The sequence below is a fragment of the Vibrio amylolyticus genome (assembly GCF_023145695.1).
Classification (GTDB): Bacteria; Pseudomonadota; Gammaproteobacteria; order Enterobacterales; family Vibrionaceae; genus Vibrio; species Vibrio amylolyticus.
In genome coordinates this window covers 169159-187994 of sequence record NZ_JAJHVV010000006.1, presented here as the reverse complement: position 1 = coordinate 187994, position 18836 = coordinate 169159, and the positions used below count along the sequence as shown (strand labels likewise).

Genomic DNA, 18836 nt, shown 5'->3' with positions numbered 1-18836 from the left:
ATATTGATCCTTAATTTATTACCTGTCTCATACGCAAAACATGAACCAGGTTATTTGACGACCATTGCCATAAGGAAGTCGAAAGATGAACGCCTATTTATCCACAGTAGCTGTGGAAAAAACACTCAAACGATTGAAATATCTTGCCTTTTACTTGATGCTCACCTGTCAAGTACACGCCGCTGGCGTCAGTGGCTCACTGGATAATTTTTTTAACGATTTGGGCTATCACACTAACGTGTCTAACCCAAACGCATACAAAGGCCAAGGCGCCAACTACTATAATGGCGGCTCTTTGTATGTACGATCCCCAATGAAAAACGCTCAATTGGTCTCTGCGACCGTCCCATCCATCAGTATGGGGTGTGGCGGTATCGATGCCTTTATGGGGGGATTCAGTCACATCAATTCAGACCAACTGGTTCAGTTTGGCCAAGCGGTCGTCTCGAATGCGGTGCCGTTTGCGGTCGATTTGGCGCTGCAAACCTGGGCGCCTCAAATCAAGCAAATCCGAGATAATCTACAAAACATTGCCGATAAGTGGCTTAACCAATCCATCAATTCATGTGAAACCGCGCAAGCGGCGGTCAGCGGTCTTGCTGGCGCGTTTGATAACCCTCAAACGAAAAAGCACATTTGCGCGACTATGGGTACGCACAACAACGCGTTCTCGGATTGGGTCGCCGCACAGCAAGAGTGTGGTGTCGGCGGTCAAGCGAATGCCCAATTGGCCAATGCGCGAAATAACGCCGCACTGGAAGACTTAACCCAGATCAATCACAACATCGTTTGGTCAGCCACGCTAAAAAACCGCTTTCTCTCCCGTGATACCGCGCTCGCGGAATTTCTGATGAGCTTATCGGGTACGTACATCTATGACGCCAGTGGTAAACCTCGTTATTACGCAAGCTTGCTGACCGACAACAATAACGTGGTTCAAGCGTTGCTTGAAGGGGGCGAAGTGTCTTATTACCGATGTGATAACACACACCGCAAACAGTGCCTAAACCCAAGCCAAGCCACCTTAACATTAGCCTCATCAAAAGGGCTTCAAGAGCGACTTCGAACCCTTTTGGAGCAGCTTTATAGGGCGATTGCTAACGACAGCGCGTTAACACGCACTCAAAAGTCGTTTCTTGAGTACACCGAGACCCCAATACAAGCCATTTTCATCAGTGCGACACAAGCAAACCGTTCTCCAAACTTTTCTGCTTATTCACGACTCATTTCTATCGAATTACTCAACCGCTACTTAGCGAATATGCTGAACGTTGTGCAGAGCTCGCTGGCGAACACGCAAGTCAGCCATAAAGACATTGCACTTATTACTCGTGATATCGACAGAGCCAAACGCTTCACCGATGGGTTGGCCGACAAGGCCACCAAACAACTGCTTGAGCAAGCGCAGCTTATCCAAGCGCATAAAAGCAATGACCAAAAAGCCTGGCAAAAACTCAACGAACAACTCCAACAAAACTTAACTTTCGGAGACTAATCATGACACTCGAATACTACGTTTATACCCAAGGCGCGACGCTGCAACGCGCCCTTAATGCCATCGCAGCCTTCTTTCAATCGGCCAGTTTTGCCTCCATGACCTCCATCGCCTTAATGATTGGGGCCATCATGACCATGGCGCTTTTCTTTACCACCCGCAACACCAAACACATTTTTGTTTGGGCGATTGTCTTTACTCTTGTTCCATCCATGCTGCTGCAACAAACCGCGCGCGTCCAAATCATTGATAAAACCGAACCAAGCGGCGTCTATTCGGTGGACAATGTGCCTTATCTTGTCGCCGTCCCCACATGGTTTTTCAGCACCATGATGGTGGGTGTGACGGAAGCCGTTGAAACCATCTTCATGACCACGGACGATAAACGTTACGGCCGGACAGGGATGATGTTTGGCTCAGAGTTGTATCAGTTATCCAGACAAGCGGATTTAAGAGATATAGAAGTCCGTCGAACTTGGAATGACTTTTTCAAAAACTGCATCATTGGTGACGTCGAAATCAATCGTAAATACACATGGCAAGCCCTACTGAGCGCCCCTGATATTTTTGGTTTTCTCGATGGGCAATCGATGAGCCCTCTTCGCGGCGTCATGATAAACGGCATGGATCAGGACTTTAAAACCTGCCGTGAGATTTACCCGGACTTAAAAAGCCAATTCGGCGTCGCGTCTGCAGACGAGCTTGACCTGATGGGCACGTATCTTCATGGCGCAAAAGCGGCGACCTACGCCCCTCACGTTCGCAATGCGCTGCAAAACAGTTATCAGGACTTTATTGGCATCAGCAATAACGCCGTGGACGTGCTTAGACAAAATATGACGATAAATGCGATGCGCCGCAGCATTCATATGCTCAACCCGAATGCCAGTGCGATGACTTACGCCTACACCTCCAATAAAATGCAGCAAACCTCGATGTGGGCAACACTTGGCATGCAAGCACGGGAGTTCATTCCCATGATGCACACCATGCTGTTTTTCCTGTTCAGTTGCTTAAGCTTTATGATTGCTGCCGCCGCGCTCATTCCAGCGCTCACCAAAATGGTCTTGGTGAACTACATCAAGACCTTTGCGTATTTAGCGGCCTGGCCTCCCCTGTTTGCGATATTAAATGTCCTTATGGTTTGGCCATTGGAAGTGACCTCATCGGCCACCGCAGACCCCATGAATGGCCTCTCTCTTTCGAATGCCAATGCCCTTGATGAGCTCCACACTCGCTTTGGCTACATGGCAGGCTTTCTTATGATGACCATTCCGGTCTTGGCCGGAAAAGTGCTGCAAGGGGGCGTTGCAGCGGCGCAAGCCATGAACTACCAGTTAGCAGGAATGATTAACAGCACCAACGCCCGGGTCTCCGCGGCTAGCTCAACCGGTAATATGGACTTTGGTAATTTGCAGATGCAAAACCACAGTTTCAATAACACCAGTGCCAATAAGTTAGATGACAACATGCTAGTGAAAGCGGGTATGGCCACGATTCAACAAAAAGATGGCGCCTCAATTATTACCCTCATAAATGATGGAGGACGCAAACTCTATAACGCGCAAGACGCTGAATCTAAACCGATTTGGCAAGCGCAAACCTCGACCATGTTGCAAAACAGCGTCAGTGACCAATACACCAGTGCCCTGACGGCGCAAAAACAGAATATGAACACCTTCACAGATAACTACTCAAACAGCATGCAGCAAAGCGACCGCTGGAATGATAACTGGTCACGCAGTCTCTCGTATGGGGATAGCCATAGTGCCTCTACCGAAGGTCAAATCAGTCAATCTTACACGACGATGGAATCGGCCATCGATACCATCTCACAAACGATGGGCTGGACACATGACCAAGCCAGAGCCTATGCCATTTCAGCCAATGCAGGCGTTAGCATAGGAACGCCCGGTCAAAGTGTGCTGGGCGGTGGTGCCAGTGCGGGCGTTCAGTGGAGCACCGACCAACGTGAGGCGTACAGCAACATGAGCGCAGAGCAGAAACAAGCCCTTGAACAAGCGACGCAGCAATACAGTGAAGGCTCAACCTCAATGGAGCGAGCAGGTCGAACCATGGATACCAAAGATAACCGCAGTGCGGTGGAGCAATACGCCCATGACTTTGCGCTTAACCATCAACGCCTGCAAAGCAGCGCTGCCTCCGTCAGTGAATCGAATGCGGAAGTTGACAGCTTACAAAACATTCAATCCCGCCTTGATACCAACTCGGTCAACTTTAGTGCCAGTGCGGTAACAGGTTTCCAAACATACCTGGAGTCGGAGTTTGATGATAAAAGAGAAATCACGCGCCTCATGAACGCCACCAAGCCAGAAGATTTAAGAGATGTACGTAGAGAGTTCAATGACTACACAAGAACAGAGAGTTTTCAAAACGCCTTTGGGGTATCCACCTCTAGCAGTGATTTAGAGGGTCTGGCTGCTATGTATCAGCCTCGCAATCTGGGGAACATGCCAACTTCGTCTGCTGAGCAGAAAGCCGGGATCAAAAGTGGCTCAGAAAGAGCGAAAGGTAAGATCGAGGAGGTAACAATCGATATGATCAACTACCCAGGCATTGACGAGCTGTATGACAATGATGTGTACCGTAACGTGAAAGGCAATGTATTAGTGGCCGGAGGACACATGCAAAACGAAGCAGAGCAGCCTGTTACCCCCACGACTGACCCAAACTCGGATGTCGCCAAAACCGTCCAAGACCAACTTATTACGCCACCAAAGATGGATACGGACAGACCCCCGCATACTGGCTATCAATTATACGATTCCAATTCCAAAAAATAGTGGATAATTGATACTGTTTATTTATACAGAGTGCAACCAGTGTTATTATAGCCGCTGAATGAAGGGATATTTAAGGAGAACGGTTTATGAAAAAGACATTTGCGGCTCTATTAAGTGTGTTGCTCATCGCTCCCGTATGGGCACAGGCTAGCACTTGGAGCAAAAGCCTAGAGCTTGACGCTTTGATTGTTGAATTAAAACAGCACTATGCGTCTGATGAACTGTCTGAACTAAAACAAGAAAAAATGACTCAAGTCGATAACCTGTCCTTTTTTATTCAGTACATCGATAAACCAGATACGCCTGAGTACAAGCTGCTTAAGGCGTATTTATGGGGGGTGCAACAAACACACATTGATAGTAATTATCAACAAATCCAAACTAATGTTGTCCCTTGGTTCTGCCCGAAAGGTGGGCCCTTGCCTGCTTTCAGTCGTAATGCAGACAACCCTACTCAATTTATTGAGAACTTGATTTGGGAAACATTGGAAATAGATATACAACGCCGCCCAAATAATTTGCCAAAAGGCAAAGGCATGTTTAAACCCATGTCTGGGCTTATCCGGTATGGCTTACAAATAAAGTACCCTTGTTACGATAAAGTCCCTCAAGCGCACCGAGTTGGGACCTGGGCTTACTAATCATTATACTAACAGCCCCTGCTTACTGCGTGACACTTGCTGTGTCACGCAGTGATTTCTTTCCGCGCGTCACAACACCTGACTCATCAAAGCGTTGTGGTTTCGGCTTAAAGCCATAACCTCATCGACTAGCTTATCAATCTGCTGCTGTTGCATCTGCATCCGGCCTTGGAATCCTTGGTACTCTTGCTCATCTATTAGCGTTAAGCCGTGTTGTTTGGCTTGTTGTTTAATTTGCTGTAATTGAGGTGACTGAGTGCGCAGTGCGTTGGCTAAGTCCTGCTTTAATATTCTTTTTGCTAGCGCATGCTCGAAGGCTTGCTCATGTGACCAAGCGTTGGAGTTGAAGACCGAGTTGTAATGAATGTGGATATTCTGCGTGTTGACGTTTTTGGCTTTAGCGAGTTCGTAGATGAGGTCGTTCAGTGATAAGTCAGATTGGGGAATTGGAGATGGTAGTGGCAGTATTTGATTGGTACTTATGCTCTCAAAGGCACGAATCACCTTGAGGTGGAACTTGGGACTTATCCACATTGCGTATGAGTAGACCAGTTCTTTACATACCCAGGTGCCTCGATTTGCTCCACCGCGCTGCGTTAACACTGTTCTAGGAATTCCTAGATCACCTTCAATTTCGTAGATGAGTGCTTTTGTTTGTTGGTTCTGCATAAAGAGAGCTGGTTGGTGCTTGGGTGCTCCGCCACTCGCTTTATGCAGGTCATTTAACGAGCACAAGTTATCAAGTAAACGAATGTCTTTGGAAAGGATTGTTAGATTAGCCATGATGGCCTCCGAGAGTAATTTGATTGAGTCACCACTCAGAGTTCCTACGCTTTGGGTGGTGAACTGAACAGGGGTAGGAATACCGCTCTCTCGGAACACGGCCAGCCGAAACTGCCCTGCCCAGCCCACCATAATTCAGTTGCATTTTGCCTAATAGATAAGCAAAGCCACCATGTTTAGGTGTGCCAAAGCTGCACATAAAAAAACCAGCAAAAAGCTGGCGTCTATGCGCCGAGAGAAAACAAAACGGGTTCCTACGCCCGACACTGGATTTTGCCAGTGATTTAACGGGATTATGGGGGGTGTTAGAATGGGTGTCAATGTTCTATATCGTTGGTATTTGTTCAAGGCTGTTGCTGGAGGCAGTGCAGCAAGGCCGGGAGCACCCTAAATCATTTCGCCCCTTTATAAGGCAGAGTAAATACTCATTAATATCCTGTTCATGGGGTTTTGCCCTACTAAAAGTTATCCATTCTTCTCATGTTGTTGGCTGTTAATCCCCGAGATGTGATACGGGGTGAAAGTCTCTAATAGATTCCCTAGTAATGTTTTATCGAAAAGACAAAATATTTTTTAAGACTGAAATATTCAACCTGTGTAATATGACTTCATATACAACATGCTACACGGTGGGCTCATTTTGAAAATTAACTATTTTGCTATCAATAACTTTCGTGGAATCTCTGGAGGACTAGATCAAAACAAGATTGTCTTTGAAGATACAAACACACTTTTCATTTATGGACAAAACAACGTTGGAAAATCAACCTTCTTGAAGGCTTATCAGTACTTTTATAAAGACGAGAAGCCGGTTAAAGAGGATTTCTATAAAAGCGATGTCAAAAACCATCTTGAGTTTGAAATTGAAGTGCGTTTGTTACCGATTGATAAAACTCGTATCGAAGCTGCGGCTCCAAAGCAACGAGAATCTTATAAAAAGTACCTCAACGATGACCGTATGAGGATTAAAAAAACTTGGAATCAGGTTGGTAAAACAGCGAAGCCGATAAACCAAACATATAACTATGAAACCGAAAAATTTGAAGATATTGGCTACGCGAGTATTGGTCTTCACCAAGTATTTCAATCTTGTCTCCCTCAACCAGTTTTTATTAAGGCAATGCCTACTGAAGATGAAGCAAAAGAGATACTGAATTCTATCTTGAAAAGTATGGCAGAAAATACTCTTATGGCGGATGACTTGGCAGCTCTAGAAGAGGCAAAAACAAAAATTCAGGAGTTGCAGACAAAAATGTATAATCCTGAATTAATCGAATCCTATCAAACGTCAGTTAATTCTTACTTTTCACAGATCTTTGGCGATACTGTACTTAGAATCACGGAGTCAAAAGATCGCTTGGCATGGACTGAAAACAAGCTAGGTAAAGAATTTAATGTTGAATTTGCTAAGCTAGATAATCTGGGTTCTATCGACTCGTCAATTCCTGCAACTTCTGACAAGGTTGGGCATGGGACGATTAGAACGGCGATATTCACGTTACTATTAATGAAGGATGTAGCAGAAAAGTTTGAACGTGAAGAAGGTAGAAAGGACTATATGGTTCTGTTCGAAGAGCCAGAATTGTTCTTATACCCCCGCATAATAAAAGAACTAAGAGAGCTAATTTATAAAGTTAGTGAAGATGACTTACCTTATCAAGTCTTATGTGCATCTCATTCTCCCTCGATGATTGATATATCAAAGCCGAAGTCTTCTATTATCCGCTTAGTAAAAGATCAGTCAGGAACAAATATCTATCAAATCAATGACCACTTTTTGAAGTCGGCAAAAAACATCACTACGGACGAGCAACTAAAGCAGGAAATGAACGAAATGCTTCGATTCAACCCTCATGTCTGCGAAGCGTTTTACTCTGATGAAGTTTTGTTGATTGAAGGACCAACGGAAGAAGTTCTTGCGCGCGCATATTTACAAGAGTTTCCCACGTCAAAAGATTTTTTCATTTTAAACTGTGGAACCGTAACTAACATTCCGTTTTATCAAAAAATCTTATCTAAATTTAAGATTAAGTATCACGCTATCTTTGATACAGATGGAAGAGCAATTTCCTCTACTGACACTGACGGAAACCCTCGTTTCGATACTCACATTCAAGGTTCGATAAGTAAGCAATTTATTGAAGATAAAACTACGTACTCTGTAGGGTTACTCCGTGTACATGATACAACATTTGAACCAGCACATCAGTCGTCACTTTTACCTCAAGAATTAAGGTTTAGTGAGACTAGCACCAGTGCAGGTAAACCCTACAATGCAAATCTTTATTGGAAGAACACACTGTATCCAAACTTGGATCACCCTGATTTTTTCAAAGTGCCTTTTATCTCCTATCTAAAGTCAATGCTTGAACACTAATCTTTTAGGGCTCTAACGAGCCCTTTTGACTATTGTTTGAACTTAGATATGGCTCGCGCGTATTTTAACAATTTTGTCGTTTTTTTGATTTCAAGCTCAGATTGTATTTCTAGCAACGCGATCCCTGCTTATACTTGTTGAGGACTAACCAACTGTCCTGTTGGTAGTTCAAGTTTATTGAGATGTATTTTGAGTTGATTCCAGTCCTCGCCAATAGATAACTGCCTTCCTGTGGCTAACCGCATTAGACGCCTGCACTCTTTAGGAATATCTTTGCCCCAAAATCAGTTAGATTAAATACTCGTTCATATCTTGTTAACGTGCGTTTCCCCAACCAAAAGTTATCCATTTTCCGATTTCTGTTTGTGAACTTCGTGATGTTGTTAGAGGTAAAAATCAGTCCAAGTTCCTTTTCGAACAAAGACATAACGTTGTATAATCACTTAATTTCATTGCAATGAGGTTTATATGTCGGATTTTAGAATTAACAATGCGATTAAAGTGTTTGTCTCTGGTCACATCGATTTAAATAAAGATACAGTAGATAAAGGCAGAGGTAGTAGAGATTGGCTTCTTGAACAGCTTGAATCAATGGCTAAAAAAACAGCAAATTTTCCTCCTAGATACTCAGGAAAACATAAGGGATTTGGTTCATTTCATAGAAGCACGAAAAAAAGGCCTTTGGACGATATCGATCAACTATTTTGTTTTTCTGCTCGTGGGGATATGCATTACTCTGAAGAAGGAAGCACTGTTTTCATTAATATGGATAGTGACAATGATACATACAAGCACCTAGCCAGTACTCTCGACAATACCAAAATAAGCTCAATCAAAATGGTTAACCTCATGGTTACGTCTTTGGACAGTATAGGACAGTACAAAAATACGCCCCATAGAAATGGAGAGGCTGCTACCTTGCAAGCAAGTGCTTATGATTGGAATTTCGACATCGTTCCATGTTTCTTCACTGCATCTGACGCTCAAGGTAAAGACTATTACCTGATACCTGATGGCAAGGGGAACTGGAAGAAAACTGATCCTAGATCAGATAAAGATCGTTCGTCTAGAGTTAACCAATCCCACAACGGGCAAATACTCCAATTGGTTCGAATCATAAAATATTGGAACAAGCGACAGACTATGTCCACAATGGGCTCGTACCTACTCGAGAATATGGTTCTAGATTACTTTGAAACACACTCACCGAGTAGCAATTACATCGAGCATTCAATACGCGATTTATTCAATTACATTGTTGAAGCTATTTATCTCCCTGTTAGTGACCCAAAGGGTATTCAAGGCGATCTAAACAATCTTGACTTGGATAGTAAAAATTCCATTAGTGCAAGAGCTAAACTTGACTCTGAAAGACTTAAAACTGCTGACCAATACGAGTTTGAGAATCCAGCCCGTGCAATTAAAGAACTAAAAGCCATATTTGGGGATAGCTTCACTGGCGAGGTCAGTTAAAGTGAACTTAATTAATCAGCGACAAAATGAGCGCAGTTCAATAGAGTTAATCGCAGCACAAAGGCATATTTACTCTTCAGCCAAATGGCTTCTGGGTATTTATGCTTTTCTGGCTATCCCATTTTTAATTCTGGCAAATACAGTTGGAAAACATTACGCAATCACGTTGTTCAATATAGATTTAACAAATTGGATAGCTATTTTGGCCCTTGTATTGACATTGTTTGATGTATTGTGGCTCAAGACTAAAGTGATCCAGTTACAAGAGAAAGCTGCAACGATTCAAGAGCAATTTGACCGATATGTCTACAATTTGCATTGGAATCCTATTTCTCTAGGAAACAAAGTATCCATCCATGAGATTAGTAAACATGCTGTTACCTATTCAAATAAGCATAATCTAACAGAGCTTAATAATTGGTACTCCGAAGAAGTTTCCAACCACAATGAAAGAAAAGGCATTCTCTTATGCCAAAGCGAGAGTTTGGGGTGGGATATAGAGCTGAGAACGTCTTACATTTTTTACGTAAGTGTATTTATCGTTTTGTATCTTCTAGCAATTTTTTCAACTGCGTTATATGAAAAGGTATCTTTAACTGATTTTATTTTATCTTATATAATTCCTAGCTTACCTTTGCTAACGTACTTTAGAGGAGTTTACGTTGAGCAGCGACGGGCTATCGACTCAAAGAAAGCTCTAAGCGTTAGTTTAGATGAAGCACTATCTAAACCAATAGTATCTTTAAAGACAATCGAGAGTCTTCAATTCCAGATATATACAAATCGGAAATCTAACCCATTGATATTTGATTGGTTCAATCGAATTAAATCTAAAAATCTTCAAGAGTTAGTAACGACGGTTACTAAAACAAGATAGAAGAGGCTCCTAGTGGGGCCTCTTTACTTCATTAATTGTGTAATTCATAGATATATTTTTATTTCTGAATGCTTATAGAAAGATAATTTCAACCAATATTGCAATATATAAAAACTCACAAATATGAGACGGAAATGCGGGCTTGCTTTTTTGTCGCTGTGGAAGCTCAAAAACAACACTTCCAACAAAGTGAATGTAGTGGCCTATTTGATAAACACGTTAGCCTTACAGGAAGTAATCCGCTAATTTCTAGTTTAGCAATAGTGCTGACAAGGTTTTGTCCATAAACGAGTCAGGGTGTCTCCGCTGACTCGGATTTTCCCCATTCCGTGCTGGCAATTAGGAAGAAACCCTTCTCAGTTGCTTTCCAGCTCATAAGTATTCCTCGCAGTTGAACTGTTGCCAAATTCGCAATACTTGCCTGAACGATGAAAAAGTTCAGTTGTTGCTGATTCTGCAACAGCACCCACCGGCTCCATTTGTGCAACAGCTTGTTGCACAATTTGCCTAAAACACTTCTGCCCTAATATATGATTGTGCTTTATAAGTACTGCGACAACAAGAAGCCCCCCCTCCGAAGTCATGCCTGGTCGTTATGACATTTTTCATGAAGGCTTTTATCTAGCTTCATGGAAGGGTATTAAGACCTTGCTGCCACCTCAGCAGCTTGCTCTGCTTGATATGATCCAGCGTCGAGTAGCATCTCATATAATGACATTGCTTCGGTTTTTATTGATTTAGTGCTTCGCTGCAAAGTTACGGCTAACTCTATGAGTTTGTCCACATCTGGAATATAACTACGAGGTGTTTCCTTTACTTTTTCTTCAGTAATAGCTTTGACTATAAGTAGTATCGCAGGAAGAGCTCTTGGTCGAGGGTTAATGTTCACTAAAGCTTCAAGTAGGCAACTAGACTCCAATGTCTTGACCAAATCCAAGTGCTCAGATAAAAATTTAAGTAGACTTAGTGTATGTGCATCTTGAGGTAGTCGCTTGTTGAAGGAAAATAAAGAACTAAATGTTGAACCAATAAGATTGGCATCGCATTGTGCACAGCGAATAAGCATCTTATGTGAGTTTGTCCTCACATCACCTTGATAGTACCAGCCAGAAATAGCGGCATAAATACCGCCTTTTTTCACCGCTAGGGCTCCTGAATTCAGGGCTGTTTCCCAAAGTGCTATCATTGGCTCACTTGCTCGGTTTGAAATAATTAATCCAGATATCAACTCTGCTGCGGCTTGTTTGCAATCATCACTTTTACTTGAAAGCCACAAGCCTAATATTTTTATTAAAAACCGTTCATCAAGCCGCTCAACTAGCTTCCATAGTGTATGCACCAGAACAGGACGTTCAAACAATGTTGGGATGGATATCAGTAATGATTCAAAAAGGTTATTAATCTTTTCTTTATCAGCCCAGTATAGTTGCTCACCTTGTATAGTTAGCACAAATTGCCATGTGCTTTCTGAGCTTGAACTGCGCAGATAATTTAAGAGAATATCTGCCCATTGATTGTGAGCTGTTTTTTTCCTAGCCAATAGACCCATATAGATAGCACCCAATAGATCAATACTCGTAGTAGAGCCGTAAGAGAACCCTCCTCGATGTCCAAACAGGATGCCTTCATCACGCGATTGCTCAAGACTTTCATGGCAATCACTATCAATGTCTATATGTATGTTGAGGTAATCGGTAAGTAGAGTGATTTCAGATGATGTTAGCCCTTTATCCCTACGTGCTATTTCTTTATAGGCTCGTGCTACTCCGCTTACCCACTCTTTATCTTTGAACCCCTTCGAAATTAGAAGGTTAATTAGTGCTTTGACGTCACTTGTAGTTATGCTTTGATTGGAGCTGAGTTGGGCTATGGCATCACCAGCAACACTTTCGTGCATATTTGGAACAAAATCTGTTTTTAACATACAGATAGCTTTTTGAGGCTCTGTAGAGGCAAACTGGCTAAAGACTTGTGAGAATTGAGAAAGCTCAGCACCTCTCCAACGATACTGCCTTGTTTCACAATCCGTAGATGGATCACTTAGGGCATTTAGCATGTTTATAATATTCTCAGAGGTTGCTAATTTCATTTGCTCGAAAGACATCGGCGACGAGATGAGTGACGCAATTCCAACTTTACATCGTTGACCAATTTTAAGTTGTCCATATGTATCTCGTTCAGAGGTTTGTCTTTGTCTACGGGGTTCTAACACTTGACTTGGTAGTCGCGCTAGCAAAGATAAACGATAGTTTTCATTTCTTGTGCGAATATATCGACGAGTTTCTGCGTCAGTGTAAGCGTTTAGAGGATGAAGGGTATAATTCTCAATAGCATCTCTAACTAACTCTGCTTGTAGAGTAGACCAGTGGGGGGATGCTTCCTCAAGCAATACCATAGTCAGGTGCCCATTTATCAAACGTATCACATTTTCTTCATCGTTAAAGCAGCCGTAACCAATGCCAAGTCTAGCTTCATTTTCACACAGGTAAGTTGCAATATTAGAAGCCAGTGCGACTGGGTTTGAGGCGAATGCTATTGCTAATAGTGACTGCACCTCATCAAAATCAATACATGAATATTTCTTTACAACCACAATAAACTCAGATGGGTTGTCTGTGGCTAAGTGAACTAACGCCTGTAGTAATATCCCAACCATCCCATCGTTATCAGATATAGCTTCAAAGTCACCGCCTAAAGCTGCTGACCTTCTGAAAGTTCTTGAAATTTCTTTTTGCACTTCACCTTCATCCAGTACCTTTATAAACCAAGGAAATAGAACCTCGATGAATTCTGATGAATGAACAGGTACATAATCTTCAACAGATAAAGAACGCTCCCATAAGACCTTGTCACCTTCAGCATATAGCCACGTTGTAAATAACTCTAATGCAGATGAAAGTTTAGAATCTTTGATTAAGTCATTGATGTAATTTGATATAGCATAACTACTAATTTCTCTTGTTGAGATGATAGCTTGTGCCAATTTGATAGCTTCATCCGAAGATGCTTTTGAATGGGATAGTACGTTAAAGCTAGATGAATGGTACTTTTCGTCATTCCAGCAACTATTAATCAATGAAATAACATTACTTTCTTCATAGTAAGTTTCCTGTATGAGCCATGATGTCGCATCTTCAAGAAGTGATGGTTTTTGCATTACGAGTGGTAATTCATCCGCTAGATAGTCACGCCACAGGCTCCATTTCTTTGCGGTTTTTAAGATAACCCTAGACGCGAGAGCATCATCTTCTTCTAAGATGCGATATATTCGTTCAGCGTCTTCATAGTCAGGCGTAAGTGTAGAGGTCATTACATCGATTAAGAGATGAAAGATATGGCGACGTATGGATGGATCAAACAACAATTTGTCTATTGTTTGATGATACAAAGGTTTATCATGCTCTCGAAGGAACTCAAGCCCTCTTAAAATCGTACTTCGAGAAAAGAGTCCATGTTGTTTTTCGATAACGAAGTCGTAAAAGTTACTTCCGTTCGTGAGGAATGACTGTGCTTGAAAGTCGTCTAACCACGCTTGATGACTGAAGCCTATATTGTCCCCAAAACGTACTAATATGCCGACAGATTCCAACTTAGTTAGTAATGACTGATAATTGAGAGAGTATGCACCAATTGGGCGTCTAAGAACTTCTTCACGTACCATATCGGATGCTAAGAGTTGTAAGAACTCATCGTATTGCTGTTTTAAAGGGTCATTAGATAATTTTTTCTCTCGCCATCGTGACAGTAGGTTTTTAGAAGTAATCTCCATTTTATTATAGCCAGCTTTCACTAGGCTGACATACAAGCTTAGGGCAAATGGAACCTGAATCGTTGGGTACATAGAAGAAGGGATACTAGCTTTATCGATGTTTATCTCTTCAAAAAATGATTCGACATCTTCTTTTGGTAGAGGATCAAGATAAATTTCTTCCGCTTCTAGTTGAGTAAATCGAGTATCAAAGCCAGCTTCAAATGGTCTTGAAGATGCAATGATATGGATCGGATATGCTTCTCTTTCTTTAAAGTGTGTTTTTAGGCCTAAGATTAGATCAATTAATACTCGGAATCGATTAGAACTCTGATCCATGACCTCACTAACAGCATCCATCTGGTCGATTATTAATACAAGGTGTGACTCTTTGGAAAGATCAAGTAGTGATGCGACTAAGCTACCATGGCCTTCACATTTTAAGAAAGAAGCTAGCTCTTCTAGATCACTGATCTCGTTGCTTAATTCATCAGCTTTAATTGCTAATACTTTATTTTTGGAGTCAAGTAGACGTCCATAGAGTGAAGAGAGCAGAGATGATTTCCCTGAGCCAGCTCCGCCTGTTAATAGGTAACACCCGCTTTCATCTGTCTTTAAGCGTTGCTCTAATTCATCTAGCTCAGTACGTTGGATAAAATGGTTTTCAATTGTTTTTTGCCAATTGCGGAGTGGTAAGCTTGCCTGTTCTAGATCGCCAATCACCAGATTAGAATCATAAAATGGTAAAGAGTTCTCTTGGGGCAACTTAAAAAAGCGCTTGCGAACACTTTGGTGTGCATCAAGCCAACGATTGAGCTCGTGTGGGCGAATCAATTGGTAATTTAGGCTCTTGATATTCGAATATATACTATCGATTACATCTTCAGATTTTGTGTCTTTGAAGCGTTGATAGCTTTTAATAACTTTCTTAATTGTAGACCCTACTTCTGACTTGTTATTTTTCAACCAAGCTAACGGGTTTTCAAAGAAATCATCGACTTCGCCTTTGGGGTCGGTGCTTAACGCTAAGATATATGTAAAGGTTTTCGGCTGAGGTAATAAAGAGGGATTGAGTTCACTATGAAGAAGAAACTTAACGACTTCTTTTAATACATCATTTCGGCTATATTTCTTTTCTTCTCTTTTACACTGAATGAGCCCTGATGGCTTGCCTTTGAGTGTAAACCAAACGTCTCGCCCCTGATCAGCACCAGTTATCATTAGGCGAGCATTATCGAACGGTAAGTCAGTGTCGTTGCTGCCGCTATAAAATAAGTCCCACAACAGTATTTCAAACTCATCTGGAGTCAATAAGTGGAATGGCATTGAGCGAACTTCAGCTTGTATGACATCAGCTAACTTTATTTCGCTTCGTAATGAGAGCACATCTTCTGCTTCAATTATGCTGGGTTGGTCTAAGTTACTCAAATACATTGCCCTATATATTTTTATTCCATTATATCATGTAGATATGCAAAGTTAGTATCACTGATTAGTTGCTTTGCCAATAACAGGCTTAGTAGGTAGGCTGGAAATATTAGAACGGAAAAAGGAACATCAGAAAAAGAAGCCTCGAAACCAATTAAACTGATCATCTAGTAGGTGACATGCTAGAAACTGATCAGACTTTATTGTCTCGCGACAGTTGGAATTGCGCGTTTCTTTCTTTAATCAAAAAAACCAGATAAAGATCTAAACTTACTTGTTAATCTCCAATTTTCCAAGCTATGTACTTGTAAATTTTCCTATCATAATCATCTGATACATAATGACACTATCACCTGATAAGAATTTGTGATTATGTCACAAATGCAAGCATTCAAGCCTGTTAAACAGCCCGCTAGCTTTTGGCAGCTAGTAGGTATTCCATCGCGAGGGGTAACCCTTTATGAGTCTGTTCATAAAGGTTTGGAATTTGATGTTTTTGACAAGCTAGCCAAGCACTCTAAATTGGAAAAGAAAGAGTTAGCTACCGCTGTTACAATTCCACCAGCCACACTAAACCGCAGATCGAAAGCAGGACGTTTTAACAAAGACGAAAGTGATCGTTTGTATCGTTTTGCTGAGATATTCAACCAAACAATCAACTTATTTGAAGGTGATATTTTAGCCACGTGTGAATGGCTTAAATCCCCTGTGGTTGGTTTGGGTAACCGCCGCCCTATCGATAAGGCAAAAAAACACGAAATTTCTTTCGATACCCGACTTCTATAAATCAGCGATCCCCGCTGTAAATGGCCGAAAACATTAACGCTTGTCAGCTCCAATATAGTTTGATCTATTTTTGGCTATATCAAGTTAGACGGCGAAGATAAGTTAAAGCACTTTTTGTCCAGAACCTTCATAGACTGAATTACCCTTGCACTGTCTAGCTCGAAAGTGCTCCCTTTCCCTGTTAGATCTATCTTATTAATCTGAATTTAGCCTACTCCACCTTATTCTCTTTTTACTAAAAAGGAGCATGTATGCACACGCCTACCCGCAAGAAAAGCAACCACTTTACCCGTGGCGGACAAGTGACCTTTCACGCCATCACCATGTTCTTCCAAGTGAACAATAAACTTGTGAAATTCATTGGTTGGGGGGTCGTTGCTCTCACTTTATTACTGACTTACCTAAATTCGCCACCTAATGCCTTTTGGGGGGAATTTTATTACTTGCGTAATGTTCTCTACGCAAAGCTAGGTAAACCCCTCGATAGCACCGTCACCACCATTTGGGAAGGTGAGCGCTACACCGATACCCTCACCTCTCAACTGCAAAACTCTGTCCTCCTCGATATTCACGCCACCATTTGGCACAACGTTCAAATCTACTTTCTGATTGCTTTAGTGATAGGCATGGCCATCTTCATGATCGTCCTACGCTTTTTTAAAGAGCAAGGCGAAAAACAGAGTGAAGATTTTCATATCCGAGGCTTTCGCTTAGCCCCGCCAGAAGCCATCACCAAAGAGCTCAAAGCACGAGCAAAAGCCAAGAAGAAGCGAGGCTATGGGGACGGGTCAATATCGAGTTTTGAAATCGATGGTCATGCGCTTTTAAAGCAGTACTTCGAAGTTCAGCACTTACTCATTGATGGCACCACAGGGGCGGGGAAATCCATCATGATCCGCAAGCTGGTTCGCTGGGTACGCACCCGGGGCGATAAAGCCATCATCTACGATAAGGGATGTACCTTTACAGGAAAATTCTACAACCCAGCGACCGACGTTCTCCTCAACCCGTTTGATAAACGCTGCGCTAACTGGGATGTATGGAGTGATGCCATCGAGGCGCCTGACTTTGAAAACATGGCCGCCGCATTAATTCCTCAACACGGTGAAGGCGAACCGTTCTGGGTCGATTCAGCGCGCACCATCTTCTCATCCACCGCTTATCGCATGAGTCAAGATGACAAACCTTGTACCACTGAGCGATTGCTCAGTTTGATCTTAACTTCTGAACTGGAAACTCTAGGCAACTTCTTAGAAGGCACTGAGTCCGCTTCCCTTGTCTCAAAGGATATTAAGAAAACCGCGATTTCCATCAAATCGGTGTTGGCCACCTACATCAAAAGCTTGCGTTTTTTGGATGGTCTGAATAACGCAGATCGCCCCGATAAGCTCAAACAAAAGTTCTCAATTACAAACTGGGTACAAGATGAAAACCAAAAAGGCTTTTTGTTTCTCTCCAGTAATGCTCAGCAACATGCTTCACTAAGACCACTGATATCGATGTGGTTAGCCATTGCCTCTAATGCAATTTTAGGGCTTAAAGAAGACGACGATCGCCGTATCTGGGTCATTATGGATGAAATGCCTAGCTTGCATAAATTACCTGAACTTGGCTCTATCATTGCCGAGGTTCGTAAGTTTGGGGGATGCTATCTAATTGGTATTCAGTCGTATGCGCAGCTCGTCAAAACCTACGGAAAAAATGCCGCTGAAGAGATGTTCGATTTACTTAACACGCGCTTCTTCTTTCGAGCGCCTTCTGCGCCTATGGCGCGTATCTCTGCTAAAGATTTGGGTGAACAAGAAGTCGATGTGTCCAAAGAAAATGTTTCCTACGGTGCAAATACCTTGCGTGACGGTGTCTCTCTTGGCCATCAAACCATTACACGCCCTGTCGTGTCTGCGAGCGAAATCCAAGCCTTGGATGATCTACAGTGCTATTTACGTTCCCCTGGCATTGATCTCATTACTCGGCTCGATCTGGAATTCGACAAAATGCGCGATGTTTGTTCATCATTTGATAAACGCTCCATTGTGCTTTCATCCGCCATGAGCAAAGTATATGAGCAGGCGATTTACCATGAATGCGTGGCGCCTGGACTGTATCTGAACGAAGAAGATCGCCGTAAGTTAACGGACGCTCAAGAGGCGAACTTTGAAAACGAAGAGCAGATGAAAGCAGAAACCGATCAGATTCAACAGGCGATAAAAAGCGAGACAGTGAGCGAGCTGGCCAAGCTCAAACAAGCGCAAGCCTATCAAGAGGAGGCTCAACGTAATATCGACGAAGCCGCCATGACTCAAGAGGTTGAGGTGAGTGATATGTGCGATTGATGAAGTTCGTACTCAACCATGAGGATAAGACGATGAAAGACACTCAAAGCCTATCCTTGCCAAGCGTTGTTATTAACCCTCTCCCCCTACA

Annotated in this window: 10 protein-coding genes and 1 pseudogene; 8 read left to right on the top strand and 3 right to left on the bottom strand. The window is 42.5% G+C overall.

The features are described from left to right. The first annotated feature begins 85 nt into the window (after positions 1–85). The 3 genes from KP803_RS11110 to KP803_RS11100 all read left to right on the top strand — a co-directional run bounded on the left by KP803_RS11110 (position 86) and on the right by KP803_RS11100 (position 4940). Entirely contained in the window at positions 86–1495 is a 1410-nt protein-coding gene (locus KP803_RS11110) for a conjugal transfer protein TraH (protein WP_248008903.1), read from the top strand. Between the two features lie 2 nt (positions 1496–1497). Then, a complete protein-coding gene (locus KP803_RS11105) occupies positions 1498–4299 on the top strand; it encodes a conjugal transfer protein TraG N-terminal domain-containing protein (RefSeq protein ID WP_248008902.1) in 2802 nt (933 codons plus the stop codon). 86 nt (positions 4300–4385) lie between these two features. Next, positions 4386–4940 (top strand): hypothetical protein, encoded by a 555-nt coding sequence (locus KP803_RS11100; RefSeq protein WP_248008901.1) that lies wholly within the window; start codon positions 4386–4388, stop codon positions 4938–4940. 69 nt (positions 4941–5009) lie between these two features. Here KP803_RS11100 and KP803_RS11095 read toward each other — a convergent pair whose 3' ends face one another. Beyond that, entirely contained in the window at positions 5010–5723 is a 714-nt protein-coding gene (locus tag KP803_RS11095) for a KilA-N domain-containing protein (RefSeq protein WP_248008900.1), read from the bottom strand. A gap of 640 nt (positions 5724–6363) precedes the next feature. Here KP803_RS11095 and KP803_RS11090 point away from each other — a divergent pair. Further along, on the top strand, positions 6364–8100 hold the full coding sequence (locus KP803_RS11090; protein ID WP_248008899.1) for an ATP-dependent nuclease: 1737 nt from the start codon (positions 6364–6366) through the stop codon (positions 8098–8100). A 29-nt stretch (positions 8101–8129) separates the two neighbouring features. Here the strand turns inward: KP803_RS11090 and KP803_RS11085 are convergent. After that, positions 8130–8378 (bottom strand): annotated as a pseudogene (locus KP803_RS11085) (regulator); the annotation flags it as partial. A 190-nt stretch (positions 8379–8568) separates the two neighbouring features. Here KP803_RS11085 and KP803_RS11080 point away from each other — a divergent pair. Together KP803_RS11080 and KP803_RS11075 are read left to right on the top strand one after the other, a co-directional pair. Next, a complete protein-coding gene (locus tag KP803_RS11080) occupies positions 8569–9573 on the top strand; it encodes a hypothetical protein (RefSeq protein WP_248008898.1) in 1005 nt (334 codons plus the stop codon). A 1-nt stretch (position 9574) separates the two neighbouring features. Next, the gene (locus KP803_RS11075) at positions 9575–10450 is read left to right on the top strand and encodes an S-4TM family putative pore-forming effector (RefSeq protein WP_248008897.1); all 876 of its coding nucleotides are present in this window, start codon (positions 9575–9577) and stop codon (positions 10448–10450) included. Between the two features lie 640 nt (positions 10451–11090). Here the strand turns inward: KP803_RS11075 and KP803_RS11070 are convergent. After that, on the bottom strand, positions 11091–15626 hold the full coding sequence (locus KP803_RS11070) for an AAA family ATPase (protein WP_248008896.1): 4536 nt from the start codon (positions 15624–15626) through the stop codon (positions 11091–11093). 372 nt (positions 15627–15998) lie between these two features. Between KP803_RS11070 and KP803_RS11065 the strand changes: the two genes are divergently transcribed. Both KP803_RS11065 and traD read left to right on the top strand, forming a co-directional pair. Next, positions 15999–16412, top strand: coding sequence for an antitoxin Xre-like helix-turn-helix domain-containing protein (locus KP803_RS11065; RefSeq protein WP_248008895.1), 414 nt, complete (start codon positions 15999–16001; stop codon positions 16410–16412). Between the two features lie 251 nt (positions 16413–16663). After that, entirely contained in the window at positions 16664–18745 is a 2082-nt protein-coding gene (gene traD, locus KP803_RS11060; RefSeq protein ID WP_248008894.1) for a type IV conjugative transfer system coupling protein TraD, read from the top strand. Positions 18746–18836: the final 91 nt, after the last annotated feature.

What these genes read in the sequence shown, in the direction of transcription:
- KP803_RS11110 (WP_248008903.1), top strand. Translation starts at nt 86, where the DNA reads ATGAACGCCTATTTATCCACAGTAGCTGTGGAAAAAACACTCAAACGA.
- KP803_RS11105 (WP_248008902.1), top strand. Translation starts at nt 1,498, where the DNA reads ATGACACTCGAATACTACGTTTATACCCAAGGCGCGACGCTGCAACGC.
- KP803_RS11100 (WP_248008901.1), top strand. Translation starts at nt 4,386, where the DNA reads ATGAAAAAGACATTTGCGGCTCTATTAAGTGTGTTGCTCATCGCTCCC.
- KP803_RS11095 (WP_248008900.1), bottom strand. Translation starts at nt 5,723, where the DNA reads ATGGCTAATCTAACAATCCTTTCCAAAGACATTCGTTTACTTGATAAC.
- KP803_RS11080 (WP_248008898.1), top strand. Translation starts at nt 8,569, where the DNA reads ATGTCGGATTTTAGAATTAACAATGCGATTAAAGTGTTTGTCTCTGGT.
- KP803_RS11065 (WP_248008895.1), top strand. Translation starts at nt 15,999, where the DNA reads ATGTCACAAATGCAAGCATTCAAGCCTGTTAAACAGCCCGCTAGCTTT.
- traD (WP_248008894.1), top strand. Translation starts at nt 16,664, where the DNA reads ATGCACACGCCTACCCGCAAGAAAAGCAACCACTTTACCCGTGGCGGA.